Raw genomic sequence first — 17700 nt, 5'->3', positions numbered from 1 at the left:
AAACTCGACCTCTATTTGACACGCCTATATAAATGATGGTATAAAGAAAAGTATATGAATAATTGAGCGTGGAAAGGGAGAAGTAGTGATCATTTCCCTGTTTTAGAGAGCTGATGGTCGGTGGAAATCAGCACATAGATGATCGCGAATTACGCCCCTAGAGCATCTTTTTTCGATTGAATTATATTCAAAAGGGAAAAGACGGTGCTAAGCCGTTATGTAAATAAGGTGGTAGGCTTTTTTGGCCTGCAACTAGGGTGGTAACGCGATAATCAAAATCGTCCCTTATTTGAAGGGGCGATTTTTTTATGTTTTCAACCTTCACGCCAGTAATGAACTTAAAGGAGAGTATGTAGGATATGGGTATTTTACAAGATCTTGAATTTCGCGGTCTAATTAATCAGCAAACAGATGCTGAGGGCCTTGAGCAATTATTAGAAAAAGAAAGCGTTAAATTATACTGTGGTTTCGACCCGACAGCGGATAGCTTGCACATCGGTCATATGTTACCAGTATTAATGTTACGTCGTTTCCAATTAGCTGGTCATCAACCAATCGCACTTGTTGGCGGTGGTACTGGTATGATCGGTGACCCAAGTGGTAAAAAAGCAGAGCGTACATTAAATACGAAAGATACAGTTGCTTACTATACAGAAAGCATTAAAAACCAACTTTCAAACTTCTTAGAGTTTGAAAACGTGGACAACCCAGCAACGATGGCTAACAACTATGACTGGCTTGGTAGCTTAGATGTAATTTCATTCTTACGCGATATCGGTAAAAACTTCGGTTTAAACTATATGTTAGCGAAAGATACAGTAGCATCTCGTTTAGAGACTGGTATTTCATTCACTGAGTTCAGTTACATGATTTTACAATCATATGACTTCTTAAACTTATACCAACACCATAATTGCCGTCTACAAATCGGTGGTAGTGACCAATGGGGTAACATTACAGCTGGTCTGGAATTAATCCGTAAATCAGAAGAAGATGCGAAAGCATTCGGTTTAACAATTCCACTTGTTACTAAATCTGACGGTACGAAATTTGGTAAAACAGAAGGCGGCGCAATTTGGTTAGACCCAGAGAAAACAACTCCTTACGAGTTCTACCAATTCTGGATTAACACAGATGACCGCGACGTTGTTAAATACTTAAAATACTTCACATTCTTATCTCATGAAGAAATTCTTGAGCTTGAAAAGCAAGTAGCTGAAGCACCAGAAAAACGTGCAGCACAAAAAGCATTAGGTTCTGAAATGACAAAACTTGTTCACGGTGAAGAAGCGTTAGAGCAAGCAATTAAAATTTCAGCTGCATTATTCAGCGGTTCTGTTGCAGAACTTACTGCAAATGAAATCGAGCAAGGATTCAAAGATGTACCATCTGTAGAACGTACTGCAGAAGATACAGTATTAATCGACTTACTTGTAGAAAGCAAAATCTCTCCATCAAAACGTCAAGCACGTGAAGATGTAACGAACGGCGCAATCTACGTAAACGGTGAGCGTACACAAGCATTAGACTACGTTGTAACAGAAAACGACCGCATCGAAGGTAAATTCACAATCATTCGCCGCGGTAAAAAGAAATATTTCTTAATTCGTTACTAATAAATAAAAAGCTTTGAGGAAATTCCTCAAAGCTTTTTTGTTTTAATCTCCTTTTCGAGTTCATACGGAAATCACATGTAAGCGGTATGATAAACGTATAACAATTAGAAAGGAGTGGTAAAACGAAATGTCACTAGAAGCGTTGATTATTTTTTCTTTGCTAAATGCGGGTCAGCTTGCAGAGAATTCGAAGGTTGATATACATAAAGAGCAGAAAGATGCTTATGTATATGTTCAAAAAGAGGAAAATAAATAACTTTATTTTATATATAAACTTCAAAAGCCAATCCATTGGATTGGCTTTTTGTCAGGTTGTTGGAAAAGAGTGAACATTTCTCGCTTTTAAACATTAGCTAAAATTTGATCATAGCACGAAATAATAAGTGGTTCCAAATCTTTTAAATCATTAACATGATCAATAAAAATTCTACTTACTCCCTGTGATTTTGGAGCTTGTTCAACCACAAAATTAGGACATAGCTGTTTAGTAGCTTCTAGATCGAGTCTTACAACTAAGGATTTTGCATCTCCATCAAGGAAGAGACGTATAAACCATTTTGTGATCACGCGATTCATGATACAAAAATAACTAATGGTATCTTTATATTTAAGGTCGCTGATGTCTTTTTGATGTTCAGTTAAAATTTCTTTAACAATGTTAAATGCGGTTAGTTCATCTTCTGTAGTAAAAACTCTATCTGTTTTGTCTTCTTTGCTAATATCTTCAAATATTTCGGTAGAAGCGGCTGCAACTAGGCTTGTTTCTATTTTCTCCGGTGTTTTTGTTTCCTTTGGTGTTAAACCATCACTGATTATTTCTAATAGTGTTCGATTAATTGCTTTTTTAACGATTGGTCGGAATCGCTCTAAAACGTTATTTGTAATTCTAGTTGAACTAAAGTCTTTAATTAGAAAACGAAGGAAGTCATCTGAAGGATTTTTAAATAATTCTTTAATTGTAGAGTTTAAATTGGTCATATAAATAAGCTCTTCAGCATATTTTACGATTCCTTCGGCTTCAAAATTTTCTTTTGTGAAAGTTTCAATTGTTTCAATATCTACATTAGTTAAATTATCCATACCGAATGTGAAGAAAGGTTTTTCGTCCATCACATTGTCATTTGTTAAATCAGTATAAAACTTGTATTCTACACCATTAGTTAGTACCCCTACTTTGACATCGGGTAAGGCATTGAAATATCTAGATAGTTGCGCATCATGTTTAAGGAGATTTTCTGTTACAGATTTTGCCTCAATTAAAATAATTGGAACTCCATTTTTGAAAACCGCATAATCGACTTTTTCTCCCTTTTTAGTTCCGAAGTCTGCAATATACTCAGGTCTAACTTCTAAAGGGTTAAAAACGTCATAACCTAGCTTTTGAAGAAAAGGAATAATTAATGATTGCTTGGTCATTTCTTCATTAGTTATGTACTCTTTTCGTTCTAAAATTTGGTTAGCTAGTTTGTTTATATCATTTCTGAATTCCATATCAATGTCTCCTCGTTATAAAGTTTTTAATATTATTGTTATTCCGTGAAAATTCATAATATAACAGAAGTTCTTTATGGAAATAGGGAAGTTATTCTTTTTGTTTTAGATGGGAGTATAGGGTATTGGTTTCTTTATGTTACGTGGGATATAAAAAAATTATGGTGGGAATTGAAAAAAGCCAATCCAGAGGATTGGCTTTTTGTCATTAACGAGAGTAGAACTCTACGATTAATGCTTCGTTGATTTCAGCTGCTAACTCAGAACGCTCAGCGTGACGAGTGTAAGTAGCTTCTAACTTATCAGCATCGAAAGTTAAGTATTCTGGTACGAAGTTGTTAACTTCGATCGCTTCTTTAACAACAACAAGGCTGTTAGATTTTTCGCGAACGCTGATAGTTTGACCAGGTTTAACGCGGTAAGATGGGATATCTACGCGAGATCCATCAACCGTGATGTGACCGTGGTTTACTAATTGGCGAGCTGCACGACGAGTGCGAGCTAAGCCCATACGGTAAACTAAGTTGTCAAGACGAGCTTCAAGAAGGATCATGAAGTTTTCGCCGTGCTTACCAGGCATTTTACCTGCTTGGTCAAATGTGCGACGGAATTGACGCTCAGTCATGCCGTACATGTGACGAAGTTTTTGTTTCTCTTGTAATTGTAAACCGTATTCTGAAAGTTTCTTACGTTGGTTAGGACCGTGAGGACCTGGTGCGTAAGGGCGTTTTTCTAATTCTTTTCCTGTGCCGCTTAGAGAGATTCCAAGACGACGAGACAGTTTCCAAGCTGGACCTGTATAACGAGCCATAGTTGACTCCTCCTTTAAAAATGTTTTTATTTACGTAAAATAAAAACAGACGTAATCGATATTTACGGGCATTTTGTTTTCATGTACCTTCGCTCCAGCAGCAGGGAGTTACGAGATACACCTCCGTAGAGGAACAAAATACAAACGATAAACTCACATTACAAGGCTGCCTTTTTATTTTACACAAACGCTATTATATCTTTTACCCAGAGTTTCGTCAAGCGAGTACGTTTTTGTTTTATGCATATAAATTTTGGAAATTAATATAAGAAGGAATTTAAAACAATATAAAAGAAGAGATAGAAACACAAATAAAACGCTTACATAAAATGTAGTAAAAACGTTCATCAGTTTTTACTGGTGAATATGCTGGATAAAAACATAAAGGGGATGTTTTTATGAAAAAGAAGCATATGGAGACAGCGTTAATTCATCACGGTTATACACCTGAGGAACATAAAGGAAGTTTAACACCACCTTTATTTCAAACTTCTACATTTACATTTGAGACTGCGCAGCAAGGAGAGGCGAGTTTCGCAGGAGTGGATCCATCTTATATTTACTCACGACTTGGAAATCCGACTGTGAAATTATTTGAAGAACGTATGGCGGTGTTAGAAGGAGGAGAAGAAGCACTTGCCTTCGGATCTGGTATGGCAGCTATTTCAGCAACTTTAATTGGTTTTTTAAAGGCTGGAGATCATATTATTTGTTCAAATGGATTATATGGGTGTACGTACGGTTTTTTAGAAGTGTTAGAAGAAAAATTTATGATTACGCATTCGTTTTGTGACATGGAGACAGAGGCTGATATTGAAAATAAAATTCGTCCGAATACAAAGCTTATTTTCGTTGAAACACCGATTAATCCAACAATGAAATTAATCGATTTAAAACAAGTGATTCAGGTTGCGAAGCAAAATGGCTTACTTGTCATCGTTGATAATACGTTTTGTTCGCCTTATTTACAAACACCGCTTGAGCTTGGCTGTGACGCTGTTGTGCATAGTGCGACAAAATATATTGGTGGCCATGGTGACGTTGTAGCGGGTGTAACGATTTGTAAAACGAAAGCGTTAGCTGAACAAATTCGCCCGATGAGAAAAGATATCGGCGGTATTATGGCGCCGTTTGATGCGTGGTTATTATTACGCGGATTAAAGACGTTAGCAGTAAGACTGGATCGTCATTGTGATAATGCAGAAAAAATTGTATCGTTCTTAAGAAAACATGATGTGGTAGAAGATGTTTGGTATCCAGAAGGGGAGTTAGCATCTCGTCAAATGAAACGCGGGGGCGGGGTTATTTCTTTTTCAGTAAAAGGTGGAAAAGAAGAGACGCAAGCGTTTATTAATGATCTTCACTTTATTACAATTGCGGTGAGTTTAGGAGATACAGAAACGTTAATTCAGCATCCAGCAACGATGACGCATGCTGCGATTCCGGCTGAACTAAGAAAAGAAATGGGCATTTTCGATAATTTAATACGCTTATCGGTCGGTTTAGAATCGTGGGAGGATATCGTTTCTGATTTAGAGCAGGCATTAAAGAAAATATCTACTGTTAATCAATAAAAAAAGAGTGAGCTATCGGTTTTGTACAGGACGTACTAAATCGATAACTCGCTCTTTTCCTTTTACATATGTTTTAGGAGTGTTTCCACAAACTTTTCTAAATAGCACTGATCTACTTCATCAAAACGATTCTTTTCAGGACTATCAATGTCAAGTACACCAATGACAGCTCCTTCTTTCACAATCGGTACAACGATTTCTGAATTAGAAGCACTATCGCAAGCGATATGTCCTGGGAATTGGTGAACGTCCGCTACAAGCTGCGTTGTTTTCGTTTCAGCTGCTACGCCGCAAACGCCTCGTCCAAATGGAATGCGTACGCAAGCAGGCATTCCTTGGAACGGTCCAAGGACAAGCTGATTTCCTTCTGTTACGTAAAAGCCAACCCAATTAACGCGATCTAAAAATTGGTTTAATAATGCGGACGCATTTGATAAGTTTGCGACTACGTTTGATTCGCCAGTTAATAACGCATCCAGTTGTTTAATTACTGTCTCATATTGCTGCACGCGAGATCCTGCATAACTTTCTTTAGTAAACATGGAAACAGCTCCTTTTTTATCGAGATGTGTAAAACATTAGCAAAATACGGTGTATTTCACATGACTTTGTCGATAGAAAATTAAAGGAATTTGTCTTAAAAGTCAAGAAATTTAAACTATAGCTGTTCAGTGAGAGGAAGTGAGCGCATGAAACAGACGAAACAAAAAGTAATTGATGCGGCAATATCGTTGTTTAATACGAAAGGTTATGATGGAACGTCGGTGCGAGACATTGCAAAGCGAGCGGATGTGAATGTAGCGAATATTTCATATTATTTTGCTGGAAAGCAAGGCCTATTAGAGCAGCTTATTACTGATTTTTTAGAAGGGTATATTCATGTGATTGAAACGTCCTTTGAACAGAGAGAGTATTTGTCGGCTAAAGATGTGATGGTGCAAATGGTGCGCGGGATTTTACGATATCAATTTGAAAATAGAGAACTAACACGTTTCTTCTACCGAGAGCTTTCGCTTGATACGACATTAATTCGTGAAGTGATGACCGTTTATTTTTCTAAAGAGAGATATTATATAGAGCAAATTATTAGACAAGGACAAATGACACAAGAGTTTCAGAAAGTATCATTTACAATGTTTATGACGCAATTAAAAGGCATGATAAATATGCCGTTTTTATATCCACAATATATATCAGAAGTACTGCATTCTTTCCCATCCGAGACATTTTTCATAGAAATGTACACGAAAGAGATTGAGCGATGGATGGAACAAGCATTATGTAAAACGAATATGTACCATGAATGGCCAAGAGCTGTTCATATGTGAAGAATCCCCACCTAACGAACTGAGGTGGGGATTTTTATGTTTGCTTTTCTTTGCCATAAATTGTTACATAATAGCGCGATAATTGTTAATGCAGCTCCAGCAATTTCGATTTTATCGACTGTATAACCTCGAAAGATAGAACCAATCAGTGCAAGGACAGGAACTAAATTCATGAATAATATGCCGTTAATAGATGAAATATAGCGATTCCCCATATTCCAGCAAAATACAGCGATAACACCTGCGATAATCGACATATAAAAGAGCTCAAAACGAACGCTCACAACTGTATGCAGTGACGGCATAGTAACTATGTTTGTGTACGTTAAGAAAGTGACAATAACGATGAGTGAAATTGAGCCAAATAGACAAGTTAATGTCGTATATCGAAGTGGTGACCAAGACTGAAAGTGAGCACCCCCGTTTGTATAAATGACCCAGCAAGTAACGCCGCATAGCATTAATATATTTGTCGATAAGTGACTTGCAGCTCCAAATAATAAGTGAATATTTCCTTTTGAAATGACAAGCATAACACCGAGTAATGCAACGAACATACAAAGGAATGTGTAGTTTTGTGGGCGCTTGTTTTTTGTTATCCATTGTAATGATAAGGCAATTAGTGGCATGAGAGACTGAATCATCGCTGCATGGATTGCTCCAGAAGGCCCGGCAAGTTGTTGTCCGTAGAAAACAAGAAAACCATACCCTGCGAAACCGACTGTCCCGTAAAAGAATAGAGAAAGTGTTCTTTTTTCTAAGCGGAGCGAAGTCTTTCCTTCAGTGATTAATAGCAAAATAAGAAAAATAATAGCTGCTGACCCGTATCGGATAGTTGTGAAGAAGAACGGATCGATAAATTGCAAGGCATTTGCCATTACAGGAAACATAAATCCCCAAGCAGTGACGGCGAGTAAGCATAGAAAGGATCCGAGTAGCATTTGTTTTTTGTTCAAGAGTATCTTTCCCCTTTGCATTTCGTTATAGTAAGTTGATGAAATAAGTATAAAGAGTAATTGTTTATAGGAGGAAATATCGATTTCTTATAACGGTTATAACTTTTTGTTAGAGGTGTGTACGATGGATTTGGAGGCAGTACGATCGTTTATTGAAGTGAAGCATACGCGAAGTTTATCAAAAGCGAGTAAGCTTTTACATATTTCTCAACCGGCGCTTAGTAAACAAATTCAAAGGTTAGAAGCGGATTTAGAGGTCACTTTACTTAAGCGTTCTGCGCAAGGAGTGGAGTTAACGGAGGCAGGAGAGTTATTTATAAAAAGAATGTTACCGATTTTGGAACAAATAAATGAAGTGAAAACAGAAATGAGGGGGTATCAAGAGAACCGAAAGTTTTCAATTGGTATACTACCGAGTTTAGCGGAGCGTTATATATCAGAATGTAAAGATATATTAGGTGATGAGTTCGAAGTAGAATGGAAAATCGGGCATACGGAAGTATTAAGAGAGTTATTTAAAGTGCGGGAGATTGAAGCGATGTTCATCGATTCAGTAGTGGAAGGTGCTACGTATATAAAAGAAGTGCAACAAGAGAAAATTGTTTGTGCCGTTTCAAATAATCATCCGTACAAAGAGAAGATGGTCATTCAAATAGAAGAGTTGCAAAATGAAAAATTAATTGTATATCCAGAAATATGTGATGTAAGGAAAATGATTATGAACATGTTTCATGATATAGGTGTAAAACCAACTATAGCTGTGGAAACATCTTACGCAGAACCGATGCTTGCAATGGTAAAAGCTGACCTTGGTATTACGTTACTTCCAGAAAGGGCAGTAGAACAGTCTGTAAGGCAGGGGAATGTACATGTAATTTCTGTTGAACCGCCACTCATACGGAAAATTTATTTCGCATCTCATACGAAAGATTGTTTGTTATTCCAATCATTTGAGGATAGGTAGTGAGGTAAGCGGAATATTGAGAAAGATTACAATCGCATTGAAAGAAACATGAAATTTTAAAAAAAACTAGGTCAAAAACAAGCCATTACATGGTATGATTAGTACATTGTTAGTTGTTAAATATAGGGGAATTCCCTTTTTATACATAATGCCTTCCATTTCATAAACGGAACGGACAAAAAAAGAGATATAACTAGGAGGCTTTTTTGCATGGATTCTATCCTGACGATCGTTATCATTGTAGTAAGCTCTATTCTAGTGCTGCTCATGATAGAGCTTGTGATAAGAAATCGTTCATATAAAGATATTGAAGCACTGGAGCAGTGGAAACAAGAGATAAAAGATAAACCTGTGGCAGATGAACTAAAACGGGTAAAAGATTTAAATATGACGGGTCAAACAGAAGAACTGTTTGGTAAATGGCGTGAAGAATGGGATGAAATTGTATCAACAACCCTTCCGAAAGCTGACAAAGATTTAGCGCAAGCGCGAAAATTCGCCTCGCAATTCTCCTTCCGAAAAGCAAAGCATGCGATGAATGAATCCATAAGTGGTTTAGATGATGCTGATAATCGTATTACAGGTGTTTTAAATGAATTACAGCAATTGTTAGAAAGCCATGAGAAAAATAGCTCGGAAATTGAAGGGTTACGTGATACATATCGTAGTATGAAAAAGAGTGTTCTTGCTCATAGACATATGTATGGAGCAGCAGAGCAGAAAATCGAAGAAATGCTAGACGCTGAATCTAATAAATTTAAAAGCTTTGAAGAAGCAACAGATAATGGTGATTACTTAAAAGCGAGAGAAATTGTTATTAGTTTAGAAGAAGGTTTAGCAGGTTTAGAAATCATTATTCACCAAATTCCAGATTTATTAGTAGAGTGTCAAGCGACGCTACCAGTTCAACTGGAAGATTTATTACAGGGTCATAATGATATGGTAAGACAAGGTTATGTATTAGAGTATTTGGAAATCCCTAAAGAAGTTCGCGATATGACGACACAACTAAACACATGTTTAATGGATATACAGGAGCTTCATATAACAGAAGCGGCTGAAAAAGTGGAAGACTTAAAAACTCGTTTAGATGGTTTCTATGATCAACTTGAGCAAGAGGTACATGCGAGACATTATGTGGAGCAAAAAACACTTTCTGTTTATGAAGACTTAGAAGAAATGCGTATTGAAACGATTGAAACGAAAACAGAAACACAACTTGTGAAACAAAGCTATCAATTGCAAGATAAGGATATTGAATCCCAAAAAGTAATTGAAAAGCAAATGCACATTTTAACGAAACGTTTTGAAATGCTACAATTACGCGTTGCTGAACAAGATATTGCCTTCTCTATTATTCGTGAGGAACTAGAAGAGGTTTATGAGCAATGTGAAACATTAAAAGTACTTCATGCAGAATATAAAGAAATGCTGCAAACGATGCGTAAAGAAGAATTTGAAGCGCGTGAGAAGTTACAAGAAATGCGAAATACCATTTTCGAAACGAAACGCTTTATGCAAAAGTCGAATTTGCCAGGTCTTCCGGAGAGTATTATGGAAGATTTAAAAAGAGGGCAAATGGCAATGCAAGCTGTATATGAACAATTAGAAGTGAAGCCGTTAAATATGAACGCTGTAAATAGCAGTTTAGAAGAAGCATACACAACTGTAAACGGTGTAGCTGAAATGACAGAAGAGTTAATTGGACAAGCGTATTTAGTTGAAAAATTAATTCAATACGGTAATCGTTACCGCAGTCATGATGAGAGCCTTGCAGAAAGCTTAAATTATGCGGAGAAATTATTCCGTGAATATCAATACGATGCAGCTTTAGAACAAGCCGCTTCTGTACTAGAGCAACTTGAGCCTGGCGTTGTTCAAAAAATAGCTGAATATGTAGACAATGAACAAACCCTTTCATAAAGGGTTTGTTTTTTTGTGTAATTTTGCAGGCGATGTTGCTATAATGAATAGCGGAATACAGTAAGGTTATTCGTTTCAAAATAAAGTGAAACTGTAATCAGTGGGGGGATTCATCCCCACTGATTACTAGTTGAACCAATCGGGCATTTACGGGCAGTTGATCTCCCACCTAACTTCTTTGCTCTAGTTGAACTTTGAGGTGAGAGTCTTACTGCCCGTTAATGCGGGGTAAAGTGAAACTGTAATCAGTGGGGGTATCTCACTAATTATTATTCACTAATCGGGATAAAACGGAACCTTTGCGTAGTCTTAGCGTAATGACACGTATGTATGATATGATTATATGATGTGATAGCGCTGAAAGGGGAAGAACGATGATCTATTTTGATAATAGTGCGACGACGAAGCCATATCCAGAAGCTCTTCAATCGTACGTGACGGTTGCTGGGAAATATTTTGGTAATCCTTCTTCTATTCATTCGCTTGGAGGAGAGGCAGAGCGTCTATTAACACAATCAAGAACGATTGCAGCGCAGCTTCTTCACGTTAAACCTTCTGAGATTATTTTCACATCAGGTGGAACGGAAGGGAATAACCTTGCGATTAAAGGGATAGCGATGAGGAATCGTTCGCGCGGCAAACATATCATTACAACAAATATTGAACACGCGTCTGTGTTTGAGGCATATAAGCAATTAGAAGAACTCGGATTTGATGTAACATATTTACCGGTTAACGAGCATGGTGTTGTATCGGTAGAAGATGTGAAACGAGCACTTCGTGAAGATACGATTCTTGTATCAATTATTCATGTGAACAACGAAACTGGAGCAATTCAGCCCGTTGCTGAAATTGGAACGTTATTATCGAATCATCCGAAAATAAGATTCCATGTAGATCATGTACAAGGGATAGGAAAAGTACCGCTTGATTTATATGCTTCTCATATTGATCTTTGCTCAATATCTGGACATAAATTCCACAGTGTAAAAGGAACGGGTCTTCTTTATATACGTGATGGCGTAAGATTAGATCCGATTTTATCAGGTGGTCAACAAGAGCTTAAGTATCGCTCTGGTACAGAGAATTTACCTGGCATTGTAGCGATGGTGAAAGCACTTCGCATGACAATGGAACAAGTGAAAGAAAAGGTAGCTCATTTGCAAAGTTTACAAGCAGAGCTTGTCAGCTTCTTTAAAGAGATGGAAGATGTGACGATTAATACATCGCTTGCATATGCAGCACCGCACATTTTAAATGTATCATTTGTTGGTTTAAAACCAGAAGTAGTCGTTCATGCTTTAGAAGAACACGGTGTATATGTGTCAACGAAATCAGCTTGTTCTTCAAAAGCAAATGAAGTAAGCAGAGTGTTAGTGTCGATGGGAGTGCCGCATGCAGCAGCTGCAAGCGCTATTCGTATTAGTTTGGCACCAGACAACACGATGGAAGAAGTAAAACAATTTGAAGGTATTGTAAAAGAGACGATGCCAAAATTATATGAAGTGATGAGGTAAAGAAATATGATGACATATGAATATATTTTAGTGCGTTACGGAGAAATGACGACAAAAGGTAAAAACCGTTCTAAATTTGTAAGCACATTAAAAGATAACGTGAAGTTCAAACTGAAAAAGTTTCCAAATATTAAAATTGATGCAACGCATGACCGTATGTACATCCAGTTAAATGGTGAAGATCATGAAGCAATCTCTGAAAGATTGAAAGACGTATTTGGTATTCATAAGTTTAACTTAGCGATGAAAGTACCATCAGAATTAGAAGACATTAAAAAAGGTGCATTAGCAGCTTTCTTACAAGTAAAAGATGATGTGAAAACATTTAAAATTACAGTGCACCGTTCTGATAAGCGCTTCCCAATGAAGACGATGGAGTTACTTCCAGAAATCGGTGGGCACATTTTAGAAAATACAGAGGATATCACAGTAGACGTCCATAATCCAGATGTGAATGTGCGTGTAGAAATTCGCAGTGGTTACAGCTATATTATGTGTGGTGAGCACATGGGAGCTGGCGGTTTACCAGTTGGCGTTGGCGGAAAAGTAATGGTACTTCTTTCTGGTGGTATTGATAGCCCAGTAGCAGCGTACTTAACGATGAAACGCGGCGTATCTGTGGAAGCAGTTCACTTCCATAGCCCACCTTTCACAAGTGAGCGTGCAAAACAAAAAGTAATCGATTTAGCACAAGAGTTAACGAAATACTGTAAACGAGTAACGCTGCACCTTGTTCCATTTACAGAAGTGCAAAAAACGATTAATAAAGAAATCCCATCTAGCTATTCAATGACGGTTATGCGCCGTATGATGATGCGTATTACAGAGCGTATTGCTGAGGAGCGTAATGCACTTGCAATCACGACTGGTGAAAGTCTTGGACAAGTAGCAAGCCAAACATTAGATAGCATGCATACGATTAACGAAGTAACAAACTACCCAGTTATTCGTCCGCTTATTACGATGGATAAATTAGAAATTATTAAAATCGCTGAAGAAATCGGCACGTATGATATTTCAATTCGTCCATACGAAGATTGTTGTACAGTATTCACACCAGCTAGCCCAGCAACGAAGCCGAAGCGTGAAAAAGCAAATCGTTTTGAAGCGAAATACGATTTCACACCGTTAATCGAAGAAGCTGTAGCGAACAAAGAAACAATGGTATTACAAACAGTTGAAGTAGTGGCGGAAGAAGAAAAATTCGAAGAACTTTTCTAAAACCATAAATTACCATATCTAAAATATGTATGAAGTCATGTTGTTTATCACACTCTATACTCACAAGGAGGTGATACAACATGGCAAGCACAAATAAATTAGCAGTGTCTGGTGCTCAAGCAGCATTAGATCAAATGAAGTACGAAATCGCTCAAGAGTTTGGTGTTCAACTTGGAGCTGATGCAACATCTCGCGCTAACGGTTCTGTTGGTGGCGAAATTACTAAACGTCTAGTTTCACTAGCTGAGCAACAATTAGGCGGTTTCCAAAAATAATTCCATATACGATGGCTTAGAAAGAGCGGGTTCTCCCCGCTCTTTCTTTTTGTTGTTCGTATCATTATAAATTCATTTCGACATGAGCATAAAAAAATTGTCAAAAGAAGAGGGTTCAAAATTTACTGAAAATTCTTTATTATATAAGGGAGGCATAAAGAAAAAGGAGGATGTTTATGAAGAGAGAGGAATTGTTGGCGCCACCATCTTATAATCTAGTTTCAGAAATAGAGAAATATACAGACGATAAAGAGAAGTTAGCCTTAATTTGGCAAGATGATAAAGGGAATCGTAGAGAAGTTACATACGTTGAATTAATGCAAGGTGCAAATAAAATTGGAAACGCTTTTATAAAGAGTGGTTTGCAAAAAGGGGACAAGCTCCTTATCATGATGCCACGTTTAATTGAAGCTTACATGACGTATATCGCTGCGATTAAAGCAGGATTTGTCGTAATTCCGAGTTCGGAAATGTTGCGTAAAAAAGATATCGAATATCGCATTGGACATGGGGAAGTAAAAGCGATAGTAAGCTATGAGCCATACATTGGACAGTTTGACGATATAGAAGCAATGGAATCTCTTCAAAAATTCGTCTTGAGCGAGCAGTCAGTAGACGGATGGATCAATTTAAAAACAGCATTAGAAACAGAAAGTGACATGTTGGAAATGGCGAAAACAGATAAAGAAGATATGGTCTTTTTATCTTACACGTCAGGGACGACAGGAAATCCGAAAGGTGTCGTTCATACACATGCGTGGGCATACGCTCATTTACGTACGAGCGCTCCAAATTGGCTCGGAATTGAAGAGAATGATGTTGTATGGGCAACAGCTAGTCCAGGCTGGCAAAAATGGATTTGGAGCCCGTTTTTAGCAACTCTAGGTTCAGGAGCAACAGGATTTGTATACAACGGTAAGTTTGAACCGAAAACGTATTTAAATTTATTAGACGATAATAAGGTGAATGTGCTTTGTTGTACGCCGACTGAGTATAGATTAATGGCAAAGGTAGAAGATTTAAGCGAGTACAATTTAGAAGCGTTACATAGTGCTGTATCCGCAGGTGAGCCGTTAAATAGAGAAGTCATTGAAACGTTCCAAAAGCACTTTGATATTATAGTAAGAGACGGCTACGGGCAAACGGAAAACACATTACTTGTTGGTGTAATGAAAGGGATGGACATTAGACCAGGATCAATGGGGAAACCAACGCCAGGAAATCATGTTGATATCGTAAATGAGGAAGGTATTCCAGTAAAGGTAGGAGAAGTTGGTGATATCGCAGTTCATATTGAAACACCAGCCCTCTTTAAACAATACTATAAAGACAATGAGCGTACAGCGATGCAATTCCGCGGTGATTATTATATTACAGGTGATAAAGCGAAGAAAGACGAAGACGGCTACTTCTGGTTTGAAGGACGCGGTGATGATATCATTATTAGCTCTGGTTATACAATCGGGCCGTTTGAAGTAGAGGATGCACTTGTAAAACATCCTTACGTAAGAGAATGTGCGGTTGTCGCAAGTCCTGATGAAATTCGCGGAAGTGTCGTAAAGGCATTTATCGTATTAAGAGAGAATATAGAAAAGAACGAAGAAACGTTAATTCCAACACTCCAACAACACGTCAAAGAACTCACTGCACCATATAAATACCCTCGAAAAATTGAATTTGTAGATGAACTACCAAAAACGATTTCTGGAAAAATTCGCCGTATTGAACTTAGAAAACAAGAGATGGAGATTCCATCAAAATAATTTTGAAAATAGTGAAATAAATAGTTGAATGAAATGCAAAACAATGATAGTATGAAAACGAACATAAGTTCGATTTCATAAACTAAAAAAAGAGGTGTCCGTATGATTTTAGGTATTAATCCGTACTTAGTTTTAGATGGTAGTGGGCAAGAAGCTGTACAGTTTTATAAAGAGGCTTTAGATGCAAAAGTAGAAGTCATGCAAACTTTTGGTGACATGCCTGAAAATCCAGAATACCCAATTCCAGCTGAAGCGAAAGAGCGCGTTTTACATGCTACTTTAAAAGTTGGTAATACGGAACTTATGATTTCTGATACATTCCCAGGTCAAGGGCATGCGATCGGATCTCAAGTAACAATCGCAATTCAAATTAGTAATGCAGAAAAAGCAAAAGAAGTATTCGATAAGTTACAAGAAGGTGGAGAGGTTATCATGCCACTTCAAGAAACGTTCTGGAGCCCAGCATACGGACAAGTAAAAGATAAATTTAATATTGAATGGCAAGTTACAACGTCTACTACTGAACAAAAGTAATTTTTAGAAAAGCACCATGTTTTGAAATGGTGCTTTTTTCTATACAATAAAATAAAGGAGATGAAATATATGGGGGAAATTTGGTACGGCGGCACCATTTACACAATGAAGGAAGAAACTGAAACAGCGGATGCGATTTACGTTGAAAACGGCATAATCGTTGATATTGGGAGTAAGGAAGAGTTAGAAGCCCAATATTCGGTGGGGAAATTGTATGATTTAGAAGGGAAAACAATGATTCCGGGCCTCGTTGATAGCCATATGCATCTTATTGGGCATGGAGAGAGGTTACTCCGTCTAGATTTATCAAATTGTACATCTTACAAAGAAGTGCTTACTCTCGTTCAGAGGCGAGTGGAAGAAGCTCCAAAGGGATCTTGGATTATTGGAGAAGGATGGAATGAAAATAACTTTACAGATACGAAAGATGTTCATGTAAAAGATTTAGATGAAATTTCGAAAGAACATCCCATTTTATTAAAGCGAGTTTGTCGTCACGTTACATGGGTGAATTCATACATACTGCAAGAAGCGAGCATAACAGAAGCGACGCAAAATCCAAAAGGCGGGAAAATTGGCAGAGATTCATCAAATAAGTTAACAGGGCTTTTATATGAACAAGGACAAGAATTAATTAAGCATGTTCAGCCTGAAATTGATGAAGCGTATTTACAAAGAGCTTTGCAAACAGCGATTAAAGATTGTTGGCAATACGGACTTGTTGGCGGGCATACGGAAGATTTAAATTACTATGGTGGTTTTAGAAAAACGTATACTGCGTTTTCTCACGTTATAAAAGAAATGCAATTTAAAGCCCATTTGCTCGTTCACCATGAAGTAGCACATGAACGAAAAGAATATGAAAATGAGCATTATATTGAATTTGGGGCAATGAAAATTTTTTCGGACGGTTCTTTTGGCGGAAGAACAGCATTATTAAGTGAACCGTATGAAGATGCGAAGGAAACAAATGGGGTTGCAATTTTCTCACGTGAAGAACTTGCGGAATTAGTGAAGAAAGCACGAGACTTACATATGCCAGTGGCGATTCATACTATCGGTGACTTATCGCTTGAATATGTCATTGATGCGCTTGAATTATATCCGCCAGCAGAAGGATTACGTGACCGCATTATTCATTGTCAGCTTGCCCGTGAAGAGTTGATTGAAAGAATGAAAAACTTGCAAGCCATTATTGATATACAGCCAGTCTTTCTTTCATCAGATTTTCCGTCAGTCATTGAAAAACTGGGAGAACACCGTCTTCGTTATGCGTATGCTTGGAAGACATTACTGGAAGCAGGACTACATTGTAATGGTGGCTCAGATGCTCCTATTGAACAAGCAAATCCGTTTCTAGGCATATATAGCGCTGTTACACGTAGAAGTTTTATTGACGGTGTATGCTATATGCCTGAGGAAAGGCTAACGGTATATGAGGCTGTTTCTGTATTTACAACAGGAAGTGCCTATGCAATTGGAAAAGAAGCGAAGCGGGGGCAAATTACAAAAGGATATGAAGCAGACTTTACAGTATTAGACCGAAATGTATTTGAAATTGAGGCAGAAGAAATAAAAGAAGTACAAGCGGAAATGACCGTCATTGATGGGGAAATTGTATATAGAAAAGGAGCGTGAAAATATATCAGCGATTTTCGGAATATATCGATCGTAATTTGAAATATATTGGCTTACTGACAACAAATGAAAAAAATGACTGCTAATAG

16 protein-coding genes and 1 other annotated feature are annotated in these 17700 nt (G+C 37.5%); of the genes, 12 read left to right on the top strand and 4 right to left on the bottom strand.

Annotated features, from left to right (window positions below; translation table 11 throughout):
• Positions 1-60: 60 nt before the first annotated feature.
• Positions 61-289 (top strand) — a binding site (T-box leader).
• 70 nt (positions 290-359) lie between these two features.
• Together tyrS and COK05_RS03240 are read left to right on the top strand one after the other, a co-directional pair.
• The gene (gene tyrS / locus COK05_RS03245; protein WP_098391376.1) at positions 360-1616 is read left to right on the top strand and encodes a tyrosine--tRNA ligase; all 1257 of its coding nucleotides are present in this window, start codon (positions 360-362) and stop codon (positions 1614-1616) included.
• 127 nt (positions 1617-1743) lie between these two features.
• The gene (locus tag COK05_RS03240; RefSeq protein ID WP_000050940.1) at positions 1744-1872 is read left to right on the top strand and encodes a hypothetical protein; all 129 of its coding nucleotides are present in this window, start codon (positions 1744-1746) and stop codon (positions 1870-1872) included.
• Between the two features lie 86 nt (positions 1873-1958).
• Here the strand turns inward: COK05_RS03240 and COK05_RS03235 are convergent, their stop codons facing one another.
• Together COK05_RS03235 and rpsD are read right to left on the bottom strand one after the other, a co-directional pair.
• Positions 1959-3107, bottom strand: a complete 1149-nt coding sequence (locus COK05_RS03235; protein ID WP_098611426.1) for a type I restriction endonuclease — start codon at positions 3105-3107, stop codon at positions 1959-1961.
• Between the two features lie 208 nt (positions 3108-3315).
• Positions 3316-3918, bottom strand: a complete 603-nt coding sequence (gene rpsD, locus COK05_RS03230) for a 30S ribosomal protein S4 (protein WP_000135322.1) — start codon at positions 3916-3918, stop codon at positions 3316-3318.
• Positions 3919-4316: 398 nt separating this feature from the next.
• Between rpsD and megL the strand changes: the two genes are divergently transcribed.
• The gene (gene megL / locus COK05_RS03220; protein WP_098611425.1) at positions 4317-5492 is read left to right on the top strand and encodes a methionine gamma-lyase; all 1176 of its coding nucleotides are present in this window, start codon (positions 4317-4319) and stop codon (positions 5490-5492) included.
• Positions 5493-5554: 62 nt separating this feature from the next.
• Here megL and COK05_RS03215 read toward each other — a convergent pair whose 3' ends face one another.
• Positions 5555-6034 (bottom strand): GAF domain-containing protein, encoded by a 480-nt coding sequence (locus COK05_RS03215; protein ID WP_000494338.1) that lies wholly within the window; start codon positions 6032-6034, stop codon positions 5555-5557.
• Positions 6035-6181: 147 nt separating this feature from the next.
• Between COK05_RS03215 and refZ the strand changes: the two genes are divergently transcribed.
• Positions 6182-6820: a forespore capture DNA-binding protein RefZ gene (gene refZ, locus COK05_RS03210; protein ID WP_098611424.1), complete on the top strand. Its 639-nt coding sequence runs from the start codon at positions 6182-6184 to the stop codon at positions 6818-6820.
• A gap of 11 nt (positions 6821-6831) precedes the next feature.
• Here the strand turns inward: refZ and COK05_RS03205 are convergent, their stop codons facing one another.
• The gene (locus tag COK05_RS03205; protein WP_098611423.1) at positions 6832-7776 is read right to left on the bottom strand and encodes a DMT family transporter; all 945 of its coding nucleotides are present in this window, start codon (positions 7774-7776) and stop codon (positions 6832-6834) included.
• Between the two features lie 124 nt (positions 7777-7900).
• Here COK05_RS03205 and COK05_RS03200 point away from each other — a divergent pair, with 124 nt between their 5' ends.
• The 8 genes from COK05_RS03200 (at position 7901) to COK05_RS03165 (ending at position 17611) form a co-directional block, all read left to right on the top strand.
• Positions 7901-8740 carry a LysR family transcriptional regulator gene (locus tag COK05_RS03200; RefSeq protein ID WP_098611422.1) on the top strand — a complete coding sequence of 280 codons (840 nt, stop codon included), beginning with the start codon at positions 7901-7903 and terminating at the stop codon, positions 8738-8740.
• 210 nt (positions 8741-8950) lie between these two features.
• A complete protein-coding gene (gene ezrA / locus COK05_RS03195) occupies positions 8951-10663 on the top strand; it encodes a septation ring formation regulator EzrA (RefSeq protein ID WP_098611421.1) in 1713 nt (570 codons plus the stop codon).
• Between the two features lie 374 nt (positions 10664-11037).
• Positions 11038-12180 (top strand): cysteine desulfurase family protein, encoded by a 1143-nt coding sequence (locus tag COK05_RS03190; protein WP_000638976.1) that lies wholly within the window; start codon positions 11038-11040, stop codon positions 12178-12180.
• Between the two features lie 6 nt (positions 12181-12186).
• Positions 12187-13401 (top strand): tRNA uracil 4-sulfurtransferase ThiI, encoded by a 1215-nt coding sequence (gene thiI, locus COK05_RS03185; RefSeq protein WP_098611420.1) that lies wholly within the window; start codon positions 12187-12189, stop codon positions 13399-13401.
• A gap of 80 nt (positions 13402-13481) precedes the next feature.
• Positions 13482-13676 carry an alpha/beta-type small acid-soluble spore protein gene (locus COK05_RS03180; protein ID WP_000168890.1) on the top strand — a complete coding sequence of 65 codons (195 nt, stop codon included), beginning with the start codon at positions 13482-13484 and terminating at the stop codon, positions 13674-13676.
• A 176-nt stretch (positions 13677-13852) separates the two neighbouring features.
• Positions 13853-15439 (top strand): acyl-CoA synthetase MbcS, encoded by a 1587-nt coding sequence (gene mbcS / locus COK05_RS03175; protein WP_098611419.1) that lies wholly within the window; start codon positions 13853-13855, stop codon positions 15437-15439.
• Positions 15440-15541: 102 nt separating this feature from the next.
• The gene (locus COK05_RS03170; protein ID WP_016085956.1) at positions 15542-15973 is read left to right on the top strand and encodes a VOC family protein; all 432 of its coding nucleotides are present in this window, start codon (positions 15542-15544) and stop codon (positions 15971-15973) included.
• A gap of 69 nt (positions 15974-16042) precedes the next feature.
• On the top strand, positions 16043-17611 hold the full coding sequence (locus COK05_RS03165; RefSeq protein ID WP_098611418.1) for an amidohydrolase: 1569 nt from the start codon (positions 16043-16045) through the stop codon (positions 17609-17611).
• The last annotated feature ends 89 nt before the right edge of the window (positions 17612-17700 follow it).

Source organism: Bacillus cereus (genome assembly GCF_002567495.1).
Lineage (GTDB): Bacteria > Bacillota > Bacilli > Bacillales > Bacillaceae_G > Bacillus_A > Bacillus_A cereus_AQ.
This window is presented reverse-complemented; position numbering and strand designations above follow the sequence as displayed.